21 protein-coding genes are annotated in these 24,992 nt (G+C 62.9%); 13 read left to right on the forward strand and 8 right to left on the reverse strand.

What is annotated here, in order from left to right:
• Positions 1–46 precede the first annotated feature (46 nt).
• Positions 47–1,228, forward strand: a complete 1,182-nt coding sequence (locus EOA16_RS06480) for an Mrp/NBP35 family ATP-binding protein (RefSeq protein ID WP_127256474.1) — start codon at positions 47–49, stop codon at positions 1,226–1,228.
• 15 nt (positions 1,229–1,243) lie between these two features.
• Here the strand turns inward: EOA16_RS06480 and EOA16_RS06485 are convergent, their stop codons facing one another.
• On the reverse strand, positions 1,244–1,693 hold the full coding sequence (locus tag EOA16_RS06485) for a carbon monoxide dehydrogenase subunit G (RefSeq protein ID WP_127256475.1): 450 nt from the start codon (positions 1,691–1,693) through the stop codon (positions 1,244–1,246).
• A gap of 146 nt (positions 1,694–1,839) precedes the next feature.
• On the opposite strand from EOA16_RS06485, the gene EOA16_RS06490 reads away from it, so the two are divergent.
• From EOA16_RS06490 to EOA16_RS06505, 4 genes are all read left to right on the forward strand, one after another.
• Positions 1,840–3,645: an IlvD/Edd family dehydratase gene (locus EOA16_RS06490; RefSeq protein ID WP_127256477.1), complete on the forward strand. Its 1,806-nt coding sequence runs from the start codon at positions 1,840–1,842 to the stop codon at positions 3,643–3,645.
• Between the two features lie 257 nt (positions 3,646–3,902).
• Entirely contained in the window at positions 3,903–4,721 is an 819-nt protein-coding gene (locus EOA16_RS06495; RefSeq protein ID WP_127256478.1) for a sulfurtransferase/chromate resistance protein, read from the forward strand.
• A complete protein-coding gene (gene chrA / locus EOA16_RS06500) occupies positions 4,718–6,106 on the forward strand; it encodes a chromate transporter (protein WP_127256480.1) in 1,389 nt (462 codons plus the stop codon). Before EOA16_RS06495 ends, chrA begins: the two co-directional genes overlap by 4 nt.
• Before the next feature lie 64 nt (positions 6,107–6,170).
• A complete protein-coding gene (locus tag EOA16_RS06505) occupies positions 6,171–6,569 on the forward strand; it encodes a hypothetical protein (protein ID WP_127256481.1) in 399 nt (132 codons plus the stop codon).
• A gap of 46 nt (positions 6,570–6,615) precedes the next feature.
• Here EOA16_RS06505 and EOA16_RS06510 read toward each other — a convergent pair whose 3' ends face one another.
• The 3 genes from EOA16_RS06510 to EOA16_RS06520 form a co-directional block, all read right to left on the reverse strand.
• Positions 6,616–7,845 (reverse strand): aromatic ring-hydroxylating dioxygenase subunit alpha, encoded by a 1,230-nt coding sequence (locus EOA16_RS06510; RefSeq protein ID WP_127256483.1) that lies wholly within the window; start codon positions 7,843–7,845, stop codon positions 6,616–6,618.
• 172 nt (positions 7,846–8,017) lie between these two features.
• On the reverse strand, positions 8,018–9,607 hold the full coding sequence (locus EOA16_RS06515) for a trimethylamine methyltransferase family protein (protein WP_127256484.1): 1,590 nt from the start codon (positions 9,605–9,607) through the stop codon (positions 8,018–8,020).
• 188 nt (positions 9,608–9,795) lie between these two features.
• Positions 9,796–11,289: a PLP-dependent aminotransferase family protein gene (locus EOA16_RS06520; protein WP_127256486.1), complete on the reverse strand. Its 1,494-nt coding sequence runs from the start codon at positions 11,287–11,289 to the stop codon at positions 9,796–9,798.
• A gap of 276 nt (positions 11,290–11,565) precedes the next feature.
• On the opposite strand from EOA16_RS06520, the gene pgi reads away from it, so the two are divergent.
• Both pgi and EOA16_RS06530 read left to right on the forward strand, forming a co-directional pair.
• On the forward strand, positions 11,566–13,209 hold the full coding sequence (gene pgi / locus EOA16_RS06525; RefSeq protein WP_127256487.1) for a glucose-6-phosphate isomerase: 1,644 nt from the start codon (positions 11,566–11,568) through the stop codon (positions 13,207–13,209).
• Positions 13,210–13,214: 5 nt separating this feature from the next.
• Positions 13,215–13,937 (forward strand): HAD family hydrolase, encoded by a 723-nt coding sequence (locus tag EOA16_RS06530; protein ID WP_127256489.1) that lies wholly within the window; start codon positions 13,215–13,217, stop codon positions 13,935–13,937.
• 276 nt (positions 13,938–14,213) lie between these two features.
• On the opposite strand, the gene EOA16_RS06535 is transcribed toward EOA16_RS06530, so the two are convergent.
• Positions 14,214–15,107: an NAD(P)/FAD-dependent oxidoreductase gene (locus tag EOA16_RS06535; RefSeq protein ID WP_127256490.1), complete on the reverse strand. Its 894-nt coding sequence runs from the start codon at positions 15,105–15,107 to the stop codon at positions 14,214–14,216.
• A 42-nt stretch (positions 15,108–15,149) separates the two neighbouring features.
• Complete coding sequence (locus tag EOA16_RS33490) at positions 15,150–15,284, reverse strand: hypothetical protein (RefSeq protein ID WP_281035817.1); 135 nt, start codon at positions 15,282–15,284, stop codon at positions 15,150–15,152.
• A gap of 90 nt (positions 15,285–15,374) precedes the next feature.
• Between EOA16_RS33490 and EOA16_RS06540 the strand changes: the two genes are divergently transcribed.
• The gene (locus EOA16_RS06540; protein ID WP_127256492.1) at positions 15,375–16,022 is read left to right on the forward strand and encodes a TetR/AcrR family transcriptional regulator; all 648 of its coding nucleotides are present in this window, start codon (positions 15,375–15,377) and stop codon (positions 16,020–16,022) included.
• A gap of 301 nt (positions 16,023–16,323) precedes the next feature.
• Here EOA16_RS06540 and EOA16_RS06545 read toward each other — a convergent pair whose 3' ends face one another.
• The gene (locus EOA16_RS06545) at positions 16,324–17,067 is read right to left on the reverse strand and encodes a methyltransferase (RefSeq protein WP_127256493.1); all 744 of its coding nucleotides are present in this window, start codon (positions 17,065–17,067) and stop codon (positions 16,324–16,326) included.
• Positions 17,064–19,064: a long-chain fatty acid--CoA ligase gene (locus EOA16_RS06550; RefSeq protein WP_127256495.1), complete on the reverse strand. Its 2,001-nt coding sequence runs from the start codon at positions 19,062–19,064 to the stop codon at positions 17,064–17,066. The genes EOA16_RS06545 and EOA16_RS06550 overlap by 4 nt, the downstream gene beginning before the upstream one ends.
• Positions 19,065–19,517: 453 nt before the next feature.
• On the opposite strand from EOA16_RS06550, the gene EOA16_RS06555 reads away from it, so the two are divergent.
• The 5 genes from EOA16_RS06555 (at position 19,518) to EOA16_RS06575 (ending at position 24,795) form a co-directional block, all read left to right on the forward strand.
• Positions 19,518–21,110, forward strand: a complete 1,593-nt coding sequence (locus tag EOA16_RS06555; protein WP_027039653.1) for an ABC transporter substrate-binding protein — start codon at positions 19,518–19,520, stop codon at positions 21,108–21,110.
• A 50-nt stretch (positions 21,111–21,160) separates the two neighbouring features.
• Positions 21,161–22,168 carry an ABC transporter permease subunit gene (locus EOA16_RS06560; protein WP_127256497.1) on the forward strand — a complete coding sequence of 336 codons (1,008 nt, stop codon included), beginning with the start codon at positions 21,161–21,163 and terminating at the stop codon, positions 22,166–22,168.
• 70 nt (positions 22,169–22,238) lie between these two features.
• Positions 22,239–23,093 (forward strand): ABC transporter permease subunit, encoded by an 855-nt coding sequence (locus tag EOA16_RS06565; RefSeq protein WP_224618710.1) that lies wholly within the window; start codon positions 22,239–22,241, stop codon positions 23,091–23,093.
• A gap of 2 nt (positions 23,094–23,095) precedes the next feature.
• On the forward strand, positions 23,096–23,965 hold the full coding sequence (locus tag EOA16_RS06570; protein WP_127256499.1) for an ABC transporter ATP-binding protein: 870 nt from the start codon (positions 23,096–23,098) through the stop codon (positions 23,963–23,965).
• Positions 23,965–24,795: a dipeptide ABC transporter ATP-binding protein gene (locus EOA16_RS06575; protein WP_127256501.1), complete on the forward strand. Its 831-nt coding sequence runs from the start codon at positions 23,965–23,967 to the stop codon at positions 24,793–24,795. The genes EOA16_RS06570 and EOA16_RS06575 overlap by 1 nt, the downstream gene beginning before the upstream one ends.
• Positions 24,796–24,992 lie beyond the last annotated feature (197 nt).

Consider the following 24,992-nt stretch of genomic DNA (forward strand, 5'->3'; position numbering starts at 1 on the left):
GGAAACTGCATTATCTCAGGCGCAAGCTGCGTAAGGAAAAACTGCCATGTCCGTCACCAAGGAAATCGTCACCGAGCGTCTGAAAACGGTCAACGGGCCGGATTTCACCGGCAACATCGTCGACCTCGGCATGGTTTCGGAAATTTTCATCGCCGACGGGAAGGTCTTCTTCTCGATTACCGTTCCCGCCGCCCGTGCCCAGGAAATGGAGCCGCTGCGCGCCGCTGCCGAGCGCGTCGTCAAGGCGATCCCCGGTGTCGCCGGCGCCGTCGTCGCGCTGACGGCGGAGAAGAAGGGCGGCGGCATGGAGGCGCCGGTTCCGTTGCGCCCCGCACCCAGGCCCGTTCCACCGGCTGCGCCCGCTGCCGCCGCGCCGCGTGCGGCTCCGCACGCGCCGGCCTCGCACAGCTCGGGCAAGCGTGGCGTGCCCGGTATCGAGGCGATCATTGCCGTTGCCTCCGGCAAGGGCGGCGTCGGCAAGTCGACCACCGCCGTCAACATCGCGCTGGGCCTCGCCGCCAACGGCTTGCGGGTCGGCGTGCTCGATGCCGACATTTACGGCCCTTCCATGCCCAGGCTGCTCAACATCCATGGCCGGCCGCAGACCGTCGACGGCAAGATCCTGAAACCGATGGAGAATTACGGCCTGAAGGTGATGTCGATGGGTTTCCTCGTCGACGAGGAAACGCCGATGATCTGGCGTGGCCCGATGGTGATGTCGGCGCTGACGCAGATGCTGCGCGAGGTCGAGTGGGGTCGGCTCGACGTGCTCGTCGTAGATATGCCGCCCGGCACCGGCGACGCGCAGCTGACCATGGCCCAGCAGGTGCCCCTGGCTGGCGCTGTCATCGTCTCGACGCCACAGGATCTGGCCCTGATCGACGCGCGAAAAGGCCTCAACATGTTCAAGAAGGTTGACGTGCCGCTGCTCGGCATCGTCGAGAACATGAGCTATTTCATCGCTCCGGACACCGGCAAGCGCTACGATATTTTCGGTCATGGCGGCGCCCGCCGCGAGGCCGAGCGCCTCGGCGTCACCTTCCTCGGTGAGGTGCCGCTCGAGATGGGCATTCGCGAAAGCTCGGATGCCGGCACGCCGGTTGTCGTCTCGAAGCCCGACGGCGCCGAGGCGAAAATCTACCGCGACATTGCCTCGAAAGTCTGGGACCGGGTCAACGAAGAGCGTGGTGCTGCGGCAGCCGCCGTGCCGAGTATTGTGTTCGAGTGATGCCCGCTTGAGGGCTCAGCCGCCGACCTTTTCGCCGAACGACGAAAAAAACTGTCCAGCCAGTTTCTTCGAGGTCGATTCGATCAGCCGGCTGCCGAGCTGTGCGATCTTGCCGCCGACATCGGCCTTGGCCGCGTAATTCAATATCGTGGCGTCGGGTCCATCTGCCGTCAGCGTCACGTCGGCGCCACCCTTGGCGAAGCCTGCAATGCCGCCCTTGCCTTCGCCCTGGATGGTGTAGGAGTGCGGCGGCTTCAGGTTCTTCAGCGTCACTTCGCCGTTGAACGTCGCCTTGATCGGTCCGATCTTCACCACCACGGTTGCCGCCATCTCGGTCGGCGACTTCATCTCCAGGCTCTGGCAGCCGGGAATGGTCGCCTTCAACACCTCGGGATCGTTCAGCGCTTCCCACACTTTTTGCAGCGGTGCGGCAATGCGCTCCTCGCCTTCGATCACCAAAGCCATGAAAACCTCCCGGACAAGACTGTCCGAACCCGTAACGCACGGCTTGGTGCGTGTCTATCGCACCAAAGTCCGGTTGCGACCGCACGCCCTCTTGCCTGCTCCCGCGCGTTGCCATATCGATTTGTCTTACAAATACGGAGACCATGATGGCAGGCGCCCCCACCCATAAGAAAAAATTTCGCTCGCAGGAGTGGTTCGACAATCCCGACAATCCGGGCATGACGGCGCTCTATCTCGAGCGATACCTGAATTACGGCCTGACGCGCGCCGAACTGATGTCCGGCAAGCCGCTGATCGGCATTGCCCAGACCGGCTCGGATCTGTCGCCTTGCAACCGCCACCATATCGAACTGGCCAAGCGCGTGCGCGAAGGCATCGTCTCGATGGGCGGCATTCCTTTCGAATTCCCCTGCCATCCGATCCAGGAGACCGGCAAACGCCCGACCGCAGCACTTGACCGCAACCTTGCCTATCTCAGCCTGGTCGAGGTGCTTTACGGCTATCCGCTCGATGGCGTCGTGCTGACCATCGGTTGCGACAAGACGACGCCGGCGCTGCTGATGGCAGCGGCCACCGTCAACATCCCGGCCATCGCACTGTCGGTCGGCCCGATGCTCAACGGCTGGCACAAGGGCAAGCGCACCGGCTCCGGCACCATCGTCTGGGAATCGCGCCAGCGCCTGTCGGCCGGTGAGATCGGCTATGACGAGTTCATGGACATCGTCGCGTCTTCGGCACCGTCTACCGGCTATTGCAACACCATGGGCACTGCCACCACCATGAACTCGCTGGCCGAGGCGCTCGGCATGCAGCTGCCTGGCTCGGCCGCCATTCCCGCGCCCTACCGCGAGCGCGGCCAGATTTCCTATGAGACGGGAAAGCGCATCGTCGAGATGGTGCATGAGGATTTGAAGCCGTCCGACATCATGACGAGAGAGGCTTTCGAGAACGCCATCGTCGTCAATTCGGCCATTGGCGGTTCGACCAACGCGCCGATCCATCTCAACGCCATCGCCCGCCACCTTGGACTCAAGCTCGACAATGACGACTGGCAGACGGTCGGCCTCAATGTGCCGCTGCTGGTCAATTTGCAGCCGACCGGCGAATACCTCGGCGAGGACTACCATCATGCCGGCGGCGTGCCGGCGGTCATTGCCGAACTGATGAAGGGCGGGCTGTTGCCGCATCCCGGCGCGCGCACCGTCAACGGCAAGTCGATCGGTGAGAATAGCGAGGGCGTCGCCAACGAAAACCCCGACGTCATCCGCTCTGTCGCCAAGCCGCTGAAGGCCAATGCCGGCTTCATCAACCTCAGGGGCAATCTGTTCGATTCGGCGATCATGAAGACCAGTGGCATCTCGCCGGAATTCCGCGAGCGCTATTTGTCCAACCCCAAGGATCCCGAGGCTTTCGAAGGCAACGCCATGGTTTTCGACGGGCCGGAGGATTACCACGCCCGCATCGACGACCCGGCACAAGGCATTGACGAACACACCATCCTGTTCATGCGTGGCGCTGGCCCGGTTGGCTATCCCGGCGGTGCCGAGGTCGTCAACATGCAGCCGCCGGCCTACCTCATCAAGAAGGGCATCCACGCGCTCGCCTGCATCGGTGACGGCCGCCAGTCGGGTACGTCGGGTTCGCCGTCGATCCTAAACGCCTCGCCGGAAGCCGCCATCGGCGGCGGACTGGCGCTGCTCAAGACCGGCGACCGTGTCCGCATCGACCTGCGCAAGGGCACGGCCGATATCCTCGTCACCGACGACGAGATCACCCGGCGTCGTGCCGAGTTGCAGAACAATGGCGGCTATCACTATCCCAAGCACCAGACGCCCTGGCAGGAGATCCAGCGCGGCATGGTCGCGCAGTTCTCGGAGGGAATGGTGCTGAAGCCGGCGGTGAAATACCAGGATGTCGCGCGCACCAGCGGCGTCCCAAGGGACAATCACTGATTATTCCAAGGGATAATCATCGATTATTCCTGCCCGACAATCACTGATGCAGGATCGACGACAGGCTGCCTGACTATTCAGGCAGCCTGTCGTCTTTTCGTTCCGCGCGCGTCTCGGTAGCAGGTCGAGAACTGTCGTCATCCTTGACAAGCACGCGCAACAAATCCACCATCATGACAAGGGGTGCATCGCGACGACCCCGTGAGGCGTCAGCCCAACGTTCGCGTCCAAACTTCTCTTCCAAGGAGGTGGACGCCATGCCGTCAACAACCGCTATCACCGTACCGCAATTGTCCCGGCTCATCGGTCTGCCGGGCGCGCCTGTCATTATCGATGTTCGCGTCGATGACGATTTCGACGCCGATCCGCGCCTTTTGCCGGCCTCGTGCCGGCGCGACTTCAAAACCGTTTCGAACTGGGCGGCCGGGTTCGCCGGCAAGCCGGTGGCCGTCGTCTGCCAGAAGGGGCAAAAGCTCTCGCAAGGCGTCGTTGCATGGCTGCGCCACGAGGGGATCGCCGCAGAATCACTTGAAGGGGGCTTAGAGGCCTGGCGCGATGCCGGGGGGCTTCTGGTCCGCACCGCCAAGATGCCGCCACGCAATGAAAAGGGCGCCACCGTCTGGGTGACGCGATCACGCCCGAAGGTCGACCGCATCGCTTGCCCATGGCTGATCCGGCGTTTTCTCGACCCCGACGCGGTGTTCCTGTTTGTCGAACCCGCTGAAGTATTGGCTGTTGCCGACCGCTTTCAGGCCATGCCGTTCGACATCGACAATGTGTTCTGGAGCCATCGTGGCGAACGCTGCGCCTTCGACACGATGATCGAGGAGTTCGGGTTGGAATTCGAGGCGCTCGATCGCCTGGCTGCAATCGTCCGTGCGGCCGACACTGCAAGCCTCGACCTGGTGCCCCAGGCCGCCGGCTTTCTGGCTGCCTCGCTTGGCCTGTCGCGTATGTTCCGCGACGACCTTGAACAACTGGAAGCAGGCATGCTGCTCTATGATGCGTTCTTCCGCTGGTGTCGCGACGCCACGGAAGAAACGCACAACTGGCCCGCTGCAGGTAAGCCGTCATGACCATTCTTGTCCCGGACAATAAGGCGGTGACCGGCGAGCCGCCGGCTGCGCCGACCTTCGCGGAAGCCACGAAGGTGTGGGCGAAAATCGGACTGCTCAGTTTCGGCGGGCCGGCCGGACAGATCGCCTTGATGCACAAGGAACTGGTCGAGGAACGCCGCTGGATCGGCGAGCAGCGTTTCCTGCATGCGCTGAACTACTGCATGCTGCTGCCTGGCCCGGAAGCCCAGCAACTCGCCATCTATGTCGGCTGGCTGCTGCACAGGACGATCGGCGGCCTTGTCGCCGGCATCCTGTTCGTCGTGCCGGGCGCGCTCGTCATGCTCGCCTTGAGCGGCCTTTACATGCTCTACGGCGACATGCCGCTCGTCGCGGCGCTGTTTTTCGGGGTGAAGGCGGCGGTGCTTGCCATTGTCATCGAGGCGGTGATCCGGATCGGGAGGCGCGCCCTCAAGAACCGGGTCATGGTGTCGATCGCGGTCGCGGCGTTCATCGCCATCTATGCGTTGAATGTGCCGTTTCCGCTCATCGTCCTGTTCGCCGGCCTGACCGGATGGCTGGGGGATCGCATTGCTCCCGGCCTGTTTTCCGGCTCGGCCCATGGCAAGGACGATGTTACCGACTTCAAGGGAGCGGTCGACTTGATGTTCGAACGCGGCGAACTCGCCCATGTCAAACCGACCAGATGGCATGCACCGCGCACCGTCGCCATCTGGCTGCCGCTCTGGCTCGGGCCTGTTCTTGCGATCTGGTGGTTCACCGGCTCTGCAAGCGTCTGGACCGAGATAGGCCGGTTCTTCAGTCTCATGGCGGTCGTCACCTTCGGTGGCGCCTATGCGGTGCTTGCCTATGTCGCGCAGGCAGCCGTCCAGTCCTTCGGCTGGCTGGCGCCTGGTGAAATGGTCGATGGCCTTGGGCTTGCCGAAACGACGCCAGGGCCGCTCATCCTGGTGCTGCAGTTCGTCGGCTTCATCGCCGCGTTCCGCCATTCCGGATCGCTGGACCCGTTGCTTGCCGGATCGCTGGGGGCGCTGCTTACCCTGTGGGTAACGTTCACGCCCTGCTTCTTCTGGATATTCCTCGGCGCGCCCTACATCGAGGCCCTGCGCGGCAACAAGGCCTTGTCGGCCGCACTGGGCGCGATCACCGCCGCCGTTGTCGGGGTGATCATGAATCTGGCCCTATGGTTTGGCCTGCACGTCATCTTCCGTGAGGTGCACGCGACGGGCCTTGGCATGAACGTGCCGGTGCTTTCGTCGATCGACTGGCGCGCGGCCTTGCTTTCGGGTGCCGCCATGATCGCCATCCTGAAGCTGAAAGTCGGCATGCTGCCGACACTCGCGCTATCCGCCCTTGCGGGGGTCTTGCTGGCAGCGGCTGGTTAGACAGCACCGCCCTTTGCAATCCGCTTGCCCACCACCTAAGTGGGCTGGAACGGAAGGAAACATCATGGCCGGACGGCGCTCTTCCCTAGGCTTCCTCGGAATGTTCGGCCGTTCGGGCGACTTGAGGCAGCTCGACGCCGCATTGCGCGGCGCCGATCTGCATCCAGCCCTTGTGCCGGAGGGCGTGAAGCTTACCCTCGTCAATCTCCTGAAGGATCGCTGGCCCGACGAGCCGCCACCGGGCACCTATGCGTCGGTGGCACAATTATGCAGCTATTGCATCGCGGGTCCCGAAACCTTCGAGCAAGCCAATGGCCATGAGCGGACGCTGGAAGCCGAGCGCCGCATCGAGGCGGCGCTTGGAACCGGCGACAGCCTCGACGCGCAGATCGTGCTGATGACGCTGCATGCCAAGCTCATCAACGCTGAAGTCGTCGACCGATACGGGCTCAGCGCGGAATGACGCGAAAAGCAAGATCTGCTTGATTCTCCTAAGGCAGCCGAGCCGTTCAGGCCCGGCTGATCTCCTCGAGATACCAGCCGATGTAGCGCAGTTCGTTGTATTCCATCGGCGCGATAGGTCCGGGCACGAAATAGTGCGAGCGCACGCCGCGCGCGGTGTGCTCGATGATCTTCTTGTCCTCTTCGGTGGTGATCTTCCACAGCCAGGTCAGCTTCTCCAGATCGTAGTCCTGACCCTCGACCGCGTCGCCGCGCACCAGCCAGATCAGTTCCATCTCGCAGGTACCAGCCGTTTTCGGGATGAATCGGTAGATCATGCCGTGATCGGGATAGCAGACGAGGAAGGTCGTGCCGCCGAGATGGATGGAGGTGACGCCACCGTCATAGTCGGTGAAGCGGCCCATCAGCGGGGCCACCGGAGAGCCGTCCTGGCTGCCGCTGGAAACGCCGTCATAGAGCGCGTAGCGGAAGGTGTGGATTGCTTCCTGACCGGCCGCCGAGTTCTGCCAGCGGTTGGCGCTGCCGATCTCGATGCCGAGCGCGCAGGTGCGCTGCTCCATCGCCGCATTGAGCTGCTCGATCATCTCGGCTGGTTTTTCCAGCGCATGCGTCTGCGAATACTCCGGATGCGCCGGCCCGCAATGGTAACATTCTACATAGTTCTCGACGGCGAGCTTCCAGTTGGCGTCGAGCGGGTAGGACTGACGATACGCCACCTTGGCTTCGCCCCAGCCATATTGGCCGCAGCTCGTGCGCAGCGACTGTTCGATCGGATCGAAATCGAGCGGCGTCTCGGCGAAGGAAATGAAGACCAGACCGGATGCGACGCGGACATGAAGCTTCTTCAGACCGTGCGCCGTGCGGTCGAAATCCTTCGGCATCAGGCGGGCAGCGCGCAACGATCCGTCATTGGAATAGGTCCAGGCGTGGTAGGGGCACACGAACATCTTCGCGTTGCCCTTCTCCTTGGTGCAGACCTCGGCGCCGCGATGGCGGCAGACATTGAGCATGGCATGCACGGTGCCATCCATGCCGCGTGTCAGGATGACCGCCTCGTCGCCCAGTTTGAACAGCTCGAAATCGCCGGGATTCGGGATAACGCTGGCATGGGCCAGGCAATGCCAGTGGCGGCGAAAGACACGTTCCATGTCCCGCTCGAAGATCGTCGGGTCATGATAGAAGGCACGTACCAGGCCGTGGCCTGGCCGATGAGATGCCACCAGCCGATCGATCGCGTCGCCGTCGGTGAGGGCTTGCTGGATAGGATGCACACTCATTTGTCGTTCTGCCCGATGGTTGATCCCGGAGCAATTCCAGGAAAAGTGTGAAGCGGTTTCTGTTCGGAATTGCGTCAAACGAAGAGCGCAATTCCAGGAAAAGTGTGAAGCGGTTTTCCGTCCTGAATTGGCTCCGGGTGGTGGCTGTATGGCTGCACGAACTCGTCTCCGGTCAGCCGCCCATATGCTTGCGCGGCAGGTGGATCAGGCTGCCGAAACGGGCACGCAATCTGTCGTCGACCTGTTTTGGCACGTGGCGCGGAAAACGTTCGGCAAGAATGCGCTTCTTCTCGGTGATCGCACGCAACAATATATCAGGCCGGCCTTTTTCGTTCCATTCCTTCGGCGAGGAACGATCGCCGAGGGCAGGATAGAAGTGCCCGGTCTGCATCAGCTTGAGCGTTTGTTCGTTGTCGAGATAGTGGCCCGGACCCTTGAGACAGACCTCGGCGATGCTGTCAATCGACAGGGCCTCGTCAGTCACGTCGATGCCACGCGCGCAGCCCAGGCAATGACCGAGCATGTCGTTGTCGATGACCAGGCTCTCCAGGCAGAAGCCGAGCAGCGAGGCATGCATGCCGGCCGCCTCGTAGACGAGGTTGAGGCCGGAGAGACCGGCCATCACATTGGTGATACCCTTTTCGTAGCCGGACTGAATATCGGGCAGTTTCGAATCCGTCATGCCGGCGGCGGAGCCGCCGGGCAGATCGTAGAATTGCGCCATCTGGGCACAGGCCGCCGTTGCCACCGACTGCTCGGCCGACCCGCCCGCCATGGCGCCGGTGCGCAGGTCCGACATGAACGGCCATGCGCCGAAGATCGCCGGATGGCCGGGCTTGAGCGCGTTGACATAGATCAGGCCGGCCAGCACTTCGGCCACTGCCTGCACGACCGCGCCGGCCATCGCCGCGGGTGCCGTGGTGCCGGACTGCCCGGTTGACAGCAGCAGGATCGGGATGCCGCCTTCGACGCAGGCCTCAAGCACGCCGCAGGCATCCTCGGCGAACTTCATCGGCGGCACGACGAATGAGTTGGAGTTGGAAACGAATGGCCGGGCGCGGAAATTCTCCTCGCCGCCGGCGATGGCGTACAGCATTTCAAGCGCAGGCTTCACGTTCTCACGCACGGTGAAGGATGTTCCGACGTGCTTCGATGTTCCCATCACGCAGGCATAAAGCGTGTTGAAATCCATCTCGAGCGGATCGGCGATGTCGCGCGCCACCATCGGCCGCTGGAAGAAATGGATGTTGTCCAGCCCGTCGACGATGCGGGCGGCATCATAAATATCCTGCAGCTTGGACTCGCGGTACTCGCGCTTCTCCAGATCCACCAGGTGCACGGCGATGCCTGCCGTGCCGTAGTGCACGCGCTTGCCCTGGACCACCATGTCGTGCCTGGAGTCCTGGCCATGAAGCGTGAAATGTCGTGCCGCCCGCTTGATGGTGTCGAGCACGAGCGCGCGCGGAAAGCGGACCCGGCCATCGTCGCCATGGACCGCCCCCACCTTGGTCAGCACCTTTATGCAGGAAGGAATGGCGTTGGCGAAACCCACTGTCTCCAGAAGCGTCAGCACGCCCTCGTGGATACGCTCGCGGTCATCCCCGCGCAGCGGCCCGTAGCCGCCGCCCTCGATGGCCTTGTGCTGTGGTCCGGTATCCTCCTCCAGGGGAGATGATCGCATGGCGTGTCCTGTTTCGCGAAGACCGGAGCGTTGCGGACGACGGTTCGCCGGCGTGTCCTGCTGTTCGACAGCCACTGGCATGAAAGCACTCCACCTTCGTCGGCAGGAACTCGTGGCGGTTGGTCCACCATCGGCCTGCTTCTTCCCCTGACGCCGACTATGCCGCCGGCACTGGCCCATCCTATGAGCCAGCTGGCCCAGTTGCATGTGCCAGAACTAAAATGCCGGAGCCGCTGCGAGCGGCTCCGGCATGAGAGATCGGCGATGGATCAGGCGGCCGCGGGTCTGCGTCCGGCGGCCGTGGCCAGTTCGCGGATGCCTGGCTCGATGTGCTGCAGTGCGATCGACGAGATGCCCAACCGCATGAAACGCGAAGGCTTTTCAGTGCTATCGAAGAAACGGTCGCCTGGCTCGATGATGACGCTGCGCGATGCCGCGGCCTCGGCCAGCCCGCGCGAATCGGTACCGCGCGGCCCTTCGAGCCACAGCGACGTGCCGCCGGCCGAATCGGTCGAGCGCCATTCCGGCAGGAAGGCGGAAATCGCATGGACCAGACGCTTGCGTCGCTCGTCGAAGGCCGACGACAGCCGCCGCACCAGCGCCTCGTGGTGGCCTAGCGACAGGAACAGCGCGACGGCGCGCTGGTTGTTCGCCGGCGGATGACGCAGCATGAAGCGGCGCAGCGCCCTGAGTTCCGCGATCAATCCGGCGGACGCCACGATGTAGCCGAGCCGCAGGCCCGGAGCCAGCGTCTTGGACATCGAGCCGACATAGACCACGCGGCCGGAGCGATCGAGGCTCTTCAGCGCCTGCTGCGGTGCCTCGTCGAGAAGCTGGCTGTCATAGCCGTCCTCGATGATGATCTGGTTGTAGCGGTTGGCGCGCGCCAGAAGATCCTGCCGCCGTTCCGCCGACAGCGGCACCATGGTCGGGCAATGATGGCTGGGCGTGACGAAGACGAAACCGGAATCATTGGCAATAGAAGCGGTTACGATGCCGGACTGGTCGACCGGCACCGGCTGTATCTCCGCGCCCGCAAGGCGGAAGATCGAGCGGGCGTCGGGGTAACCCGGGTCCTCCATCGCCACCTTCGAGCCCTTGGACATCAGCAGCGTCGCCAGCATGTAGAGCGCGTTCTGGGCGCCCAGCGTGACGATGATCTCGTCCGGGTTGGCAAAGATGCCGCGCCGGGGCAGGAGCCGCGCCTGGATCTGCTCGATCAGCAGCGGATCGTCGCGGTCGACCATGTCGGACGCCCAGTTGCGAATTTCGAGCACGGCAAGCGCCATGCGGTTGCACTCGCGCCACTCGGCGGTCGGGAACAGCGCCGGGTCGAACTGCCCGTAGACGAAAGGGTAGGAGGACTTGATCCAGTTCTCGTGCTTGGCCGGCGGCGGCATGTCGCTGGCGGCGATCTTGCGGCGTGCCTTCCAGTCGATCTCGTTGGCCTGGTCGGGCGCCTTCTGGTGCGGCTTGGCCGGTGTCGCCAGCACATCGGGATTGACGAAATGGCCACGCCGCTCGCGCGCCACCAAGAAACCCTGGTCGACAAGCTGCTGGAACGCCAGCACCACGGTTCCGCGCGCCACGCCAAGTTTTTCGGCCAGGATCCGGCAGGAAGGAAGCGGCATCGAAGCGGCGATCTGGCGGTCGAGAATGGCGGCTACGATGGCTTGGCGGATCTGCGCCTGCAGGGTTTGGCCGGATTCAGCCGAAATCCGGAACAGGCCGGACCATATCGCCGTATCGTTTCGCTGTGGCATGGGAGATTTCCTCGATGGCCAGCCTTTTTCGTTTGGCTGGACCAGCCGAACGTAACCGTGGCACAAGGGGTTGCGCCAATCAATTTTTCTGATCGTTGGGATTTATGCCAGTGATCCTTCACGCCATTTTGATGCTGCGCCGCGGCATAGCTGCGTGACTCCGTGCGTCATCGCTGCGCATTGAAACGGCTGGAGTTCGGCCCGATAGATTGTCGCGACGACACGCGCCGGAAACATCCGGTCCGTAATGATGGCTCTAGGTCTCGGAGTTTGGCAGTGGATCAATCGTCCTTTCAAAAACAGCTCGCCGCCTTGCGCGATCACCGCGCGGCAGCGCCCGCCAGCATGCGCCAGGCCTTCGCCGCCGATCCGAAGCGGTTCGTAGAATTCTCCGCCACCGACGGTGATCTGCTGCTCGATTGGTCGAAATGCGCGGTCGACGCGACCACCATGGACCTGCTGGAAAAGCTCGCCCAGGCCGCCGATCTCGAAGGCCGCCGCGCTGCTATGTTCGCCGGCAAGAAGATCAACGTCACCGAGGACCGTGCCGTGCTGCACACGGCACTGCGCAACCTGACCGGCAAGGGCGTCACCGTCGATGGCCAGGACGTCAAGGCGGACGTCATCGCCGTGCTGGACGCCATGGGCGCCTTTGCCGATGCCGTGCGCTCGGGCAAGGCGGCCGGCGCCACCGGCAAGAAGATCACCGACATCGTCAACATCGGCATCGGCGGTTCCGATCTCGGCCCGGCCATGGCGACGCTGGCGCTGGCGCCCTATCATGACGGGCCGCGCGCGCATTACGTTTCCAACATCGACGGCGCCCATATCCACGACACGCTGAAGGGCCTATCCGCCGAAACCACGCTTTTCATCATCGCCTCCAAGACCTTCACCACCGTCGAAACGATGACCAACGCCGAAACCGCCCGGAAATGGGTGCAGGAAGCACTGGGCAAGGAAGCGGTCGGCAAGCATTTCGCCGCCGTCTCGACCGCGCTCGACCTGGTGGCCAAGTTCGGCATCGCGTCCGATCGCGTGTTCGGCTTCTGGGATTGGGTCGGCGGCCGCTATTCGCTCTGGGGCGCCATCGGCCTGCCGGTGATGATCGCCGTCGGCCCGCGGAATTTTCGCTCCTTCCTCGATGGCGCGCATGAGATGGACGAGCATTTCCGCACCGCGCCCGTGCAGGAGAACCTGCCGGCACTGCTGGGGTTGGTTGGCTGGTGGCATCGCGTCATCTGCGGCTACCCGGCGCGCGCCGTCATCCCTTACGACCAGCGCCTGTCCAGGCTGCCGGCCTATCTGCAGCAGCTCGACATGGAATCGAACGGCAAGAGCGTCACCCTCGAAGGCACTCAGGTGACGACGCCGACTGGACCGCTGGTCTGGGGCGAACCCGGCACCAACGGCCAGCATGCCTTCTTCCAACTGCTGCACCAGGGCACCGATTTCATCCCGGTCGAGTTCCTTGCCGCCGCCGTCGGCCACGAGCCCGACCTCAAGCACCAGCATGATCTGCTGCTCGCCAACTGCCTGGCGCAATCGGAAGCGCTGATGAAGGGCCGCACACTTGAGGAGGCCCGCGCCCAGATGCTGGCCAAGGGCATGAAGCCGGCCGATGTCGCCAAGATAGCCCCGCACCGCGTCTTCTCCGGCAACCGGCCCTCGCTGACCATCCTCTACCGCAAACTCGACCCGCGCACCTTCGGCCGGCTGATCGCGCTCTACGAGCACCGCGTCTTCGTCGAGGGCACGCTGTTCAACATCAACTCCTTCGACCAGTGGGGGGTCGAGCTCGGCAAGGAATTGGCCACCGGCCTTTTGCCTGTCGTTGAGGGTAAGGAAAGTGCCGCGAAGCGGGATGCATCGACCGCTGGCCTTGTGGGATTCATCCACCATTTGCGTGGCTCGGAGTGAAAAGCTTGGCAGACATCAAGGGAATATTGTTCGACAAGGACGGAACGCTTGTCGACTTCAACGCCACCTGGCTCGGCGTTGCCGACTTCATGGCCATGGATGCGTCCGAAGGCGATCGCTGGAAAGCCGACAGGCTGCTGGCCGCTGCCGGCTTCGATTTCGCCAACAAGCGTTTCAAGCCGGACTCGATCTTTGCGTCCGGCACCAATCTCGACGTCGTCGAATTGTGGTTCCCGCGGCTGTCCAACGAGGACCAGATGCTTGCCGTTGCCCGCTTCAACGAGATCACCTCCGTACAAGGCTCGGCGATGGCGGTGGCGTTGCCGGGCATCGTCGATACGCTGACGGCATTGCACAGGAAATCCTTCCGGCTTGGCGTGGCGACCAATGACTCGACCAGCGGCGCGGAAAAGACGCTGGTGACGCTCGGCGTCGCCCAATTGTTCGACGCGGCCTATGGCTACGACGCGGTGGCCAATCCGAAGCCGGCGCCCGACACGATCCTGGCCTTCAGCGATCTCACCGGCCTCAAGCCGGCGGAAATCGCCATGGTCGGCGACAACCGCCATGATCTCGAAATGGCGCGAGCCGGCGGCTGCGGCTTGGCGGTCGGCGTGCTTTCCGGCACCGGCACCCGCGAATCGCTGGCCGGCATTGCCGACGTTGTCCTGGATTCCGTCGCCGACCTGCCGGACTTTCTTTCGGCGCGGGTCAAGGAGACGATCTGACGGCCAAGACGGGGCGAAATCAACTTGGGCTTTTCCCGCCAACGGCTGAGATTGGTGGAAAGCGGCAGATTTCGGGGAAGCAGCTCAGGAAAGCAGACGTGCAGTTCGCTCGCTTCTATGTCTGTCATGGGCCGGTTGCGGACTGGCGGCTGTCGGGCCACCGCTTCTCGAAAGCAGACATCGGTGTGCGGTGCGTCGAGTCGGTTTTCCGTAGCACCGGCCCGCAGCCTTCAGAATTTGATAGCCCGCGGCAGCCGGAGAAGGGAATCTGTGCTCTCAAACCAGCATCGACTGCTGGGCGGAGATGCCCGCCATCGCGCCGTGCGATGATGCCGTGGTGACCGAGGGCATGAGGGGGTTGGCGAGGTCGCCGGCAGCGTAGATGCCGGGCATGCTGGTTTCGCGGCGCTCGTCGACCTTGAGGGCGATGCCGAGGGGCGTATTGACCGTGGCGAGGCCCAGTGATTCATGCAGGCTTGCGGATGGCTTGTTGCGCGGATGCGCGAACAGGATATCGACTGCGGTATTGCGGCCGCTCTCGAGATTAACGGTTGTGATATAGCCCCGGTGATGGGCGATTTCGGCGATCCGGCCATCCACGACAGGTATGTTGCGGCGCGCCAGATCGGCCCGGATATCGGGTGAAATGTCGTGACCATCGGTGAAGACCGTCAACGTTTCGGTCCAGTCGTGGTACAGCCTCACATAATTGTGCGACTGCGGGCCGGACCAGACGAGGCCCCAATGCTGGTCGGCGACTTCAAAGCCATCGCAATAGGGGCAGGGCACGATGGATGTGCCCCAGCTTTCGGCAAAGCCCGGGACATCGGGCATCTGGTCGGCGACGCCATAGCTCAGGATCAGGCGACGCGCCCCAAGGCTTTCGCCATCGCCAGTGAGGACGGAGAAATCATCGATGGCGCCGGAGACACTGTCGGCCCGGGCATTGACCAGCCCGATCGTGGGATAACGCGCCAGCTGCTGCCGCGCCTCGGCCAGGATGTCCAGCGGTGGCTTGTGATCGTGGCCGAGCAGACCGTGCGAATGGCCGGCGAAGCGGTTGCGCGGCAGGCCGGTATCGAGAACGGTGACCTTGCGGCGGGCACGGCCGAGCTGCAGGGCGGCGGCGAGGCCGGCAAAGCTGCCGCCGATGATGATGACGTCATCCATGGTGATGGGCTCCGTGTTGTGGATGGAGGGGGTAGGCTGGGCCTAGCGCCGAATATCGTCCGGGGATACGCGCTTGAGACGGGCAGCGAGCAGGGCTTCGGCATCGACGAGAAAGTCGCCCATCGCTGTGTCCGATGCCGTATTCGATATCGCCGGCGGCCCGGATTTGGAGGACATGGTTGAAACCTACCCAATGGCTTGCGCATTTTAGAAACTGTATGGTATCGTAATTCAAGAATTAGGATACTGTCAAGGACTGGAATTGTCGTGACCGAAAATAGCCAGGGCCGGCGCGGCCGGCCCGCCAACGAGGCGCTTGGCCAAACGATAGTCGACGCCGCGGGCGAACTCTTTGCGGAACTGGGTTTTCAAGCGACGACATTGGACAAGGTCGCCCAGCGAGCGAAGATATCCAAGCTCAGCATCTACAGGCACTTCGAGAACAAAGAGGCGCTGTTCGGCGCGGCCTTTGCGGCCCGCTGCCACCAGTCTGTACCACAGGTCCTTTTTGAAGGCGTCGACGGTTCGGCCGAAGATCAACTCATGGCTGTGGGATCAACCCTGCTTCGCACGCTGTTGCGCCCGGACGTCCGCAATGTCGAAGCCATGGTCATGGCCGACACGACGAATCAAAAGTCGTTGAGCAAGCTCCATTACGAAGCCGGCCCCGCCTACATCATCGCCCAAATCGAGGCCCTGTTGCGTCAGTTGCACGCGAAGGCGGTTCTGAACGTGCCCGATCCTCTCCGGTCCGCCCGCTTGTTCGCTGCGCTTTTCAAAGGGTCCGATCTCCTGATTATCGCACGCTTCGATCAGGCGAGAGCAGAGGACGACAACGAAATCGAAGCTTATTGTCGGTCTGCGGTCGCCATGTTCATCGCCGCGCACGGTGGCAACGATCACGCGGACGGATAGCCTAGGAGTACTTGCATGATATTTTGGATGCTCGCATTGACATCAACGCGACTATTATCGTTGGGCAGCGGGCTGACCGGCGGAGTAACCGCTACCACCCCATTCGAGGCATTTAGTGCCAGCTTAGCAGACCGTCAGATTTCGGGAAGCTGCAACGGTGGTCTGAACGGCAAACAAATAGAGGCGCAAAACGGCCAACGCGGTGCCGCAGTCGAAAGTCTGCTTTCAGGTGACGGCCAGCAACGTTGTTGCGGCAAGATGGAGGTCCGAATCCGGTCATTCCGAGTACTGGGTTTTGATCTCAGCGCCAGCGGTCATCCGCCTCGAAGGAAAACACACCGCTCGGCTTGCTCGCGGCACCCTTCGCGTCGCCGAAATCCGGCACCTGGTATTCGGCGAGCAACCGCAGCCGGGATAGCGGCAGATCGGCGCGGCGGGGATCGCCGACCAGCACGTCGATGCCGGCTGCCAGGCAGCGGTCGAGGAACGGGATGACGCGTAGAGCGACCTCGCGGCCGTAGAACACGTCCCCTGCAAGCACGAGGTCGACGGCCGGTGGCGGACCTGTGGTGATATCCTTGTCGACAATGGCGATCTCGACGCCGTTGGCTGCGGCATTGAGGTCGATCGCGGCAACGCCGTTGCGGTCGATTTCGGCGGCGATGACGTCGCGCGCACCGGCCTTGGCGGCGGCGATGCCGACAAGGCCGGAGCCGGCACCAAGGTCGAGTACGCGGCGACCGGCTACCGTTTGCGGATGATCCAGTATGTGGCGCGCAAGCACCGCGCCGCCGGCCCACACATAAGCCCAGTAAGGCGGCTGCGGCTCAGGTCCATCGTTGTCCGCCTCGAACGTGTCGTCATCGTCGTCAGCGCTTTGGTGCGGATCTATGAGCCGTCTCAGGCCACTGGCCGGATGCGGTGTATAAAGCTGGATCTCAGGCACCGACGGCACCGGGGCGAGGCGCATGTTCGTCCTGATGAATTCCGCCGGGTCAGGACGGCAAGGTGCATTTACGGCATCCGCGCCGCCGGCTGCAATCATTCGCGCAGCGCTCGCCGAAGGATCTTGCCGACCGGTGTCTTCGGCAGCTCGGTGCGGAATTCGATGTATCTGGGCCGCTTGTAGCCGGTCAGGTTCTCGCGGCAAAAGGCGGTGAGCGCCTCGGCGGTAAGTGCGGGATCCTTCTTGACCACGAACAGCTTCGGCACCTCGCCCGAATGCTCGTCCGGCACGCCGATCGCCGCCACTTCGAGCACGCCCGGATGCATCGCCACGACTTCCTCAAGCTCGTTGGGATAGACGTTGAAGCCCGAGACCAGGATCATGTCCTTCTTGCGGTCGACGATCTTGGTGTAGCCGCGTTCGTCCATGAAGCCCATGTCGCCTGATTTGAAGTAGCCGTCCTTGGTCATCACCTTGGCGGTCTCATCCGGCCGGTTCCAGTAGCCCGCCATCACTTGCGGTCCCCGGATGCAGACTTCGCCGACCTCGCCGAGCGGCAGATTGTTGCCGTCGTCGTCGCGGATGGCGATCTCGGTCGAGGGCAGCGGCAAGCCGATGGTGCCGGTGAAGTCGCCGGCGGTGAACTTGTTGGCGGTGGCCACCGGCGAGGTTTCCGAGAGGCCGTAGCCTTCGGTAACCGAACAGCCGGTCAGCGCCTTCCAGCGCTCGGCGACGCCCTTCTGCACCGCCATGCCGCCGCCAAGCGTCAGCACCAGCGGTTTGAAGTCGAGCTTGCGGAAATCCTCGTTGTTGAGCAGCGCGTTGAACAGCGTGTTGAGGCCCGGAAAGATGTGCACCGGATATTTCTGCAGTTCCTTGACGAAGCCTGGGATGTCGCGCGGGTTGGGAATGAGCACATTGCGGGCGCCCTGCTGCATGCCCATCAGCGCGTTCACCGTCAGCGCAAAGATATGATAGAGCGGCAGCGCGCAGATGAAGTTGGGGTGCGCGGGTTTCGGCTTGATCGTGTAGGCATCCTCCATCCACTGCGCGTTCTGCGCGACATTGGCGAGCACGTTGCTGTGCAGCAGCGTGGCACCCTTCGAGACGCCCGTAGTGCCGCCCGTATATTGCAGGAAGGCGACATCGTCGGCTGCCACATTGGCCGGCTTGAAGCCCATGCCGGCGCCGGCCTTCATGGCGGCATTGAATTTGACATGGCCGGGCAGCGACCATGCCGGCACCATCTTCTTCACGCGTCGCACGACGAAATTGACGATCGTGCCCTTCAGTCCGCCGAGCATGTCGCCCATCGCGGCGACCACCACATGCTTGACCGCGGTCCTGGCGATCACCGCCTGCAAGGTGTTGGCGAAGTTCTCCAGGATGACGATGGCTTGCGCACCGGAGTCCTTCAACTGGTGTTCGAGTTCGCGCGGCGTGTAGAGCGGATTGATGTTCACCACGACATAACCGGCGCGCAAGACGGCCATCATCGCCACCGGGTATTGCAGCACGTTCGGCATCATCAGCGCGACGCGCGCGCCTTTCTGCAGGCCCTTCGATTGCAGGTAGGCGCCGAAGGCCGCCGACAGCCGCTCGACATCGGCGTAGCTGATGGACTTGTCCATGCAGGTGAAGGCCGGCTGCGCGGAAAACTGCTTGCAGGCGGCGACGAGGAAATCGCCGATCGAGCTGTAGGGCAGGGCGCCGATCTCGGCCTGCACGTTTTTCGGATAGCTCTTGAGCCACGGCTTGTCCGGCAGGCCGGCGGCCAGCGCCGTCAGCGCTTTCGGCAATCGGTTGGCGATGGCGTCGGCCGGCTTTGCCGCCGGTGGGGTCTTGACCGCCGCCGCGGCCTTCGACGCCGGCCTGGCAGCGGGCTTTGCCGCACCCGCTTTATTCCCCGACGCCGTCTTTCCGGCCGCAGCCTTGGCCGGAGCTTTCACCGCCGGCTTTGCACTTACGGGCGCCGCGGCTGCCTTCGGCGTGGCGGCTTTGGCAACGGGTGCTTTCGGCTTGGCAGTACCGGCTGCTTTCGACGGCGCCTTGGCTCCCGCTTTCACCGGCGCCGTCGTCCTTGATGCTTTTGCCAACCGTTCCTCCCTGGACAAGTCTTGTTCATCCGTGCCGCGCTCGCCCCTGAATTGACAAGGGCGCCCTCCGCTGCGGCCGCTACATCCTATGTATTGCCTCCGTTGGTGACCGTGCAAGTCTTGCCCTTGCGGCAACACGGCGAAAGATTGCCGCCGAAAGTCTTTGTCGCCGCCAGCCCTCCCAGGCGGTGTCCTGGCGCATCCCTCGGCCGCTCGAAAGCGCGGGGAACATTTATATCGTCTGCTTGGCGATCAATAAAAAAATTCGGTTGTTAATAATCTCGTGAATGGAAGAAACTGCTAATTTTTTCTGCAATTTGGCAAAATAGCGGATTTTTTTCCTGCTTCCCGAGGGGTAAGCAAACGGGGTGTTCCAAAGCCGGAAAAACGGTGCTTATATGCGCGCTTCGCGAGCCTGATAGAGGGGCTTGGAAGAACATCAGGGAGTGCTCAATGAATAAGAAGCTGACTTTTGCAGCCGCGTTGCTGGCTGCAAGCGTCCTGGGCGGCATGGCCAATGCGAAAACTCTGGTCTACTGCGCGGAAGCTTCGCCGGAAGGTTTCGATCCGGCGCCGTATACCGCAGGCCAGACGTTCGACGCGTCATCGCGCACCGTCTTCAACCGCCTTGTTGAATTCGATCACGGCAAGACGACGACCTCGCCGGGCCTGGCCGAGAGCTGGACGATCTCCGACGATGGCAAGGAATATGTCTTCAAGCTGCGCAAGGGCGTCAAGTTCGCCGCGACCGACTATTTCACCCCGACGCGCGACTTCAACGCCGACGACGTGGTGTTCTCGTTCGAACGTCAGGTCGACAAGAACGGCCCCTGGTTCCAGTACATTCCGGGCATTGCCTACCAGTATTACAATGACCAGTTCGGCGACAACATCACTAAGGTCGAGAAGGTCGATGACCTGACGGTGAAGTTCACCCTCAAGGAGCCGGCGATCACCTTCATTCCGACGCTGGGCATGGATTTCGCCTCGGTCGTCTCCAAGGAATATGCCGACAAGCTGCAGGCCGACAAGACGCCTGAGCTGTTCAACCAGAAGCCGATCGGCACCGGCCCGTTCATCTTCGTCGACTACCAGACCGACGCCGCCATCCGCTACAAGGCCAACCCGGACTATTGGGGCGGCAAGCAGAAGATCGACGATCTGGTCTTCGCCATCACCACCGATCCGGCGGTGCGCGCGCAGAAGCTCAAGGCCGGCGAATGCAACATCATGTCGTACCCGGCACCGGCCGACATCGCCGGCCTGCAGGCCGATGCGAACCTGAAGGTCGAGGAGCAGGAAGGCCTCAATGTAGGCGCGCTGATGTACAACACCCAGCAAAAGCCGTTCGACGACGTGCGCGTCCGCAAGGCGCTCAACATGGCCATCAACAAGAAGGCGATCATCGACGCCGTCTTCCAGGGCGCCGGCCAGGTGGCGATCAATCCGATCCCGCCGACCATGTGGTCCTACAACAAGGAAGTGAAGGACGATCCCTACGATCCGGATGCAGCCAAGAAGCTGCTTGAAGAGGCCGGCGTCAAGGACCTCAAGATGAACGTCTGGGCCATGCCGGTGTCGCGCCCGTACATGCCGAATGCGCGCCGCACCGCCGAGCTGATCCAGGCGGACTTCGCCAAGGTCGGCGTCACCGTCGAGATCGTCAGCTACGATTGGGGTGAATACCTCAAGCGCGCTTCCGCGGTCGATCACGACGGCGCCGTCATCGTCGGCTGGACTGGCGACAATGGCGATCCAGACAACTTCCTCGGCGTGCTCCTGAGCTGCGCTTCCGTCGGTTCGAACAACCGCGCGGAATGGTGCAACAAGGACTTCGATGCGCTCATCAACAAGGCCAAGACCGTTTCGGACCAGGCCGAGCGCACCAAGCTCTATGAACAGGCACAGGTCATCTTCAAGGAACAGGCACCCTGGGCGACGCTCGCTCACTCCAAGGTGTTCATGCCGATGCAGAAGACCGTCACCGGCTTTGCGATGGATCCGCTCGGTATCCATCGCTTCGACGGCGTCGATATCGCCGAATAAGGTTGCGAAACGGGGGCGTCGCCATGTGGTGACGCCCCCACTCGCCCGCCATGCTGCGTTATATCCTCGGCAAGCTCGCCCTCATCATCCCGACCTTCATCGGGATAACCATCCTCGCCTTTGGCTTCGTGCGCATCCTGCCCGGTGATCCGGTGCTGGTGCTTGCGGGCGAACGCGGCCTGTCGCCCGAACGCCACACGGCGCTCATGCACCAGTTCGGTTTCGACCTGCCGATCTGGCAACAATATCTGACCTATCTGACCAACATCCTGAGCGGTGATTTCGGCACCTCGTTTTCCACCAAGACACCGGTGTTCAAGGATTTCCTGGTGCGCTTCCCGGCAACGGTCGAGCTCGCCATCTTCGCCATGATCTTTGCCGTTGTCCTGGGTGTCGCCGCCGGCATTTTCGCTGCCATCCGCCGCGGTTCCTGGTTCGATCAGCTGACCATGGGCACGGCGCTGGCAGGCTATTCCATGCCGATCTTCTGGTGGGGTCTGCTGCTGATCATCGTGTTTTCCGGCACGCTGCACTGGACGCCGGTTTCCGGACGCATCGACCTTCTCTATTTCTTCAAGCCGGTGACCGGCTTCATGACCATCGATTCGCTGATCTCCGGGCAGAAGGGCGCCTTCCGTTCGGCGCTGTCGCACCTGATCTTGCCGACCATCGTGCTCGGCACCATACCGCTCGCAGTCATCGCCAGGCAGACGCGCTCGGCCATGCTCGAAGTGCTCGGCGAAGACTATGTTCGCACCGCGCGCGCCAAGGGCCTGACCCCGTTCCGGGTCGTCGGGCTGCATGCCTTCCGCAATGCACTGATCCCGGTCGTCACCACCATCGGCCTGCAGGTCGGCACTCTGTTGACCGGCGCCATCCTGACCGAGAGCATCTTCTCGTGGCCCGGCATCGGCAAATGGATGATCGACGCCATTTCCAAGCGCGACTATTTCACCGTGCAGGGCGGGTTGCTTTTGATCGCGTTGATCGTCATGTCGGTGAACCTGATCGTCGACGTGCTCTACGCCGTCATCAATCCACGCATCCGGGCCAACTGACATGAGCAACGAAGGCCCAGCCACCATCGAAGCCGCGACCGTCGTCAAGCCGCAGGACGCAAGGCTGCAGATGTTCGGCGAGTTCTGGCATTACTTCTCCGTCAACAAGGGCGCGGTGATCGGCCTCTTCGTCTTCGCGCTGCTGATCCTGATCGCCATCTTCGCGCCGCTGCTGGCGCCGCATTCGCCGGACGATCAGTTCCGCGATTTCTTCCTGACGCCGCCGGCCTGGCAGGAAGGCGGCAACGCGCAGTTCCTGCTCGGCACCGACGCCGTCGGGCGCGATATGCTGTCGCGGCTGATCTACGGCTCGCGTTTCTCGCTCGCCATCGGCTTCGTCGTCGTCACGTCAGCGCTGATCTCCGGCGTCATCCTCGGCCTGCTCGCCGGCTACTGCCGCGGCTGGGTCGACACGCTGATCATGCGCATCATGGACATCATCCTGGCCTTCCCGTCGCTGCTGCTGGCCCTGGTGCTGGTCGCGGTGCTTGGCCCCGGCCTCGTCAACGCCATGATCGCCATCGCCTTCGTGCTGCAGCCGCATTTCGCCCGCCTCACCCGCGCCGCCGTGATGGCCGAGAAGACCCGCGAATATGTCGTCTCGGCCAAGGTCGCCGGGGCCAGCCATCTCAGGCTGATGCTGGTCACCATCCTGCCCAATTGCATCGCGCCGCTGATCGTGCAGGCGACGCTGTCCTTCTCCAACGCCATTCTTGAGGCAGCCGCCCTCGGCTTCCTCGGCATGGGCGCACAGCCGCCGACGCCCGAATGGGGCACCATGCTGGCCGAAGCGCGCGAGTTCATCCTGCGCGCCTGGTGGGTGGTGACCTTCCCCGGTCTCGCCATCCTGATCACCGTCTTCGCCATCAACCTGATCGGCGACGGCTTGCGCGACGCGCTCGACCCCAAGCTGAAGAGGTCGTGAGCATGTCTCTGCTCGAGATCAAGAACCTCACCGTTTCCTTCGACACCGCGGCCGGACCGTTCATGGCCGTGCAAGGCATCGACCTGTCGGTCGAGCCGCGCGAAGTGCTGGCGATCGTCGGCGAGTCCGGCTCCGGCAAGTCGGTGGCGATGCTGGCGGTGATGGGCCTGTTGCCCAACACGGCAACGGTCAAGGCGGACCGCATGGCCTTCGACGGCGTCGATCTCTTGAAGCTCAGCCCGTCCGAACGCCGCAAGATCGTCGGCAAGGACATCTCGATGATCTTCCAGGAGCCGGTCGCCAGCCTCAACCCGTGCTTCAACGTCGGCTTCCAGATCGAGGAGGTGCTGCGCTTCCACATGGGCATGGATCGCGCCCAGCGCCGGGCTCGCGCCATCGAATTGATGAAGCTGGTCGGCATTGCCGATCCGGAAGAACGGCTGGGCTCGTTTCCGCACCAGATGTCGGGCGGTCAGTGCCAGCGCGTCATGATCGCCATCGCCATCGCCTGCAATCCGAAACTGCTGATCGCCGACGAGCCGACGACGGCGCTCGACGTCACCATCCAGAAGCAGATCCTCGATCTGCTGGTTTCGCTGCAGGCCAAATACGGCATGGGCCTGATCATGATCACCCACAATATGGGCGTGGTGGCAGAGACCGCCGACCGCGTCATCGTCCAGTACAAGGGCCGCAAGATGGAAGAGGCCGACGTGCTGTCGCTGTTCGAGTCGCCGAAGAGCAACTACACGCGCGCGCTGTTGTCGGCGCTGCCGGAGAACGCCGTCGGCGACCGGCTGCCGACCGTGTCCGACATGCTGTTCGAGCCGGCGCCCCCAGCTGGAAACAAAGCCGCAGCGGGAGCCGCCTGATGAGCACGACGGTTCTCGAAGGCAAGAACATCGTCCGCGACTACCACATCGGCGGCGGCCTGTTCACCGGCCCGCGCACCGTGCATGCGGTCAAGGGCGTCTCCTTCAAGGTGGACAAGGGTAAGACGCTGGCCATCGTCGGCGAAAGCGGCTGTGGCAAGTCCACGCTTGCCCGCATCATCACACTGATCGATCCGGCGACCTCAGGCGACCTGTTCATCGACGGCAACAAGGTCGACATCGCCAGGAACCCCTTGACGAAGGAGATGCGCCGCAAGGTGCAGATCGTCTTCCAGAACCCCTATGGATCGCTCAATCCGCGCCAGAAGATCGGCGACGTGCTGGGCGAGCCGCTGCTGATCAACACCGACAAGCCGGCCGCCGAGCGGCGCGACCTGGCGATGAAGATGCTGAAGAAAGTCGGCCTCGGCCACGAGCACTACAACCGCTACCCGCACATGTTCTCCGGCGGCCAGCGCCAGCGCATCGCCATCGCCCGCGCGCTGATGCTCAACCCGAGCCTGCTGGTGCTCGACGAGCCGGTCTCGGCGCTCGATCTGTCGGTGCAGGCGCAGGTGCTGAACCTGCTCGCCGACCTGCAGGACGAGTTCCAGCTGACCTATGTCTTCATCAGCCACGATCTGTCCGTGGTGCGCTACATCGCCGACGATGTGATGGTGATGTATTTCGGCGAAGCGGTCGAATACGGCTCCCGCGACGAGGTCTTCGCCGACCCCAAGCACAGCTACACCCGCACGCTGTTCGCGGCCACCCCACGCGCCGACGTCGCGAGCATCAAGGCGAGGCTGGCGAAGAAGAAGGCGGCTTAGAGGCAAAACCCAAATTACTCTGAACGACCGGGTTTTGCCTAAAGACGACTTACGTCTGCCACGACCTGGACGACCGCTTTGCGCCTCATGTGGGCCATCCAGGTTATCATTATACTGCATGAAGGCAGACATCGTTAACGATCATTGAGAATACTGCAGCTGCGTTAGATGAGGCCGTCGGAACAACGATGTGACGA

This window comes from Mesorhizobium sp. M7A.F.Ca.US.008.03.1.1 (assembly GCF_003997495.1).
Classification (GTDB): domain Bacteria; phylum Pseudomonadota; class Alphaproteobacteria; order Rhizobiales; family Rhizobiaceae; genus Mesorhizobium.

Excerpts from the sequence above, each read along its gene's own strand:
- EOA16_RS06575 (WP_127256501.1), top strand. The coding sequence starts at position 23,965 with ATGAGCACGACGGTTCTCGAAGGCAAGAACATCGTCCGCGACTACCAC.
- chrA (WP_127256480.1), top strand. The coding sequence starts at position 4,718 with ATGACCATTCTTGTCCCGGACAATAAGGCGGTGACCGGCGAGCCGCCG.
- EOA16_RS06560 (WP_127256497.1), top strand. The coding sequence starts at position 21,161 with ATGCTGCGTTATATCCTCGGCAAGCTCGCCCTCATCATCCCGACCTTC.
- EOA16_RS06555 (WP_027039653.1), top strand. The coding sequence starts at position 19,518 with ATGAATAAGAAGCTGACTTTTGCAGCCGCGTTGCTGGCTGCAAGCGTC.
- EOA16_RS06510 (WP_127256483.1), bottom strand. The coding sequence starts at position 7,845 with ATGAGTGTGCATCCTATCCAGCAAGCCCTCACCGACGGCGACGCGATC.
- EOA16_RS06495 (WP_127256478.1), top strand. The coding sequence starts at position 3,903 with ATGCCGTCAACAACCGCTATCACCGTACCGCAATTGTCCCGGCTCATC.
- EOA16_RS06490 (WP_127256477.1), top strand. The coding sequence starts at position 1,840 with ATGGCAGGCGCCCCCACCCATAAGAAAAAATTTCGCTCGCAGGAGTGG.
- EOA16_RS06570 (WP_127256499.1), top strand. The coding sequence starts at position 23,096 with ATGTCTCTGCTCGAGATCAAGAACCTCACCGTTTCCTTCGACACCGCG.
- EOA16_RS06545 (WP_127256493.1), bottom strand. The coding sequence starts at position 17,067 with ATGATTGCAGCCGGCGGCGCGGATGCCGTAAATGCACCTTGCCGTCCT.
- EOA16_RS06565 (WP_224618710.1), top strand. The coding sequence starts at position 22,239 with ATGTTCGGCGAGTTCTGGCATTACTTCTCCGTCAACAAGGGCGCGGTG.
- EOA16_RS06520 (WP_127256486.1), bottom strand. The coding sequence starts at position 11,289 with ATGCCACAGCGAAACGATACGGCGATATGGTCCGGCCTGTTCCGGATT.
- EOA16_RS06485 (WP_127256475.1), bottom strand. The coding sequence starts at position 1,693 with ATGGCTTTGGTGATCGAAGGCGAGGAGCGCATTGCCGCACCGCTGCAA.
- EOA16_RS06515 (WP_127256484.1), bottom strand. The coding sequence starts at position 9,607 with ATGCCAGTGGCTGTCGAACAGCAGGACACGCCGGCGAACCGTCGTCCG.
- EOA16_RS06535 (WP_127256490.1), bottom strand. The coding sequence starts at position 15,107 with ATGGATGACGTCATCATCATCGGCGGCAGCTTTGCCGGCCTCGCCGCC.
- EOA16_RS06505 (WP_127256481.1), top strand. The coding sequence starts at position 6,171 with ATGGCCGGACGGCGCTCTTCCCTAGGCTTCCTCGGAATGTTCGGCCGT.
- EOA16_RS06480 (WP_127256474.1), top strand. The coding sequence starts at position 47 with ATGTCCGTCACCAAGGAAATCGTCACCGAGCGTCTGAAAACGGTCAAC.
- EOA16_RS33490 (WP_281035817.1), bottom strand. The coding sequence starts at position 15,284 with ATGTCCTCCAAATCCGGGCCGCCGGCGATATCGAATACGGCATCGGAC.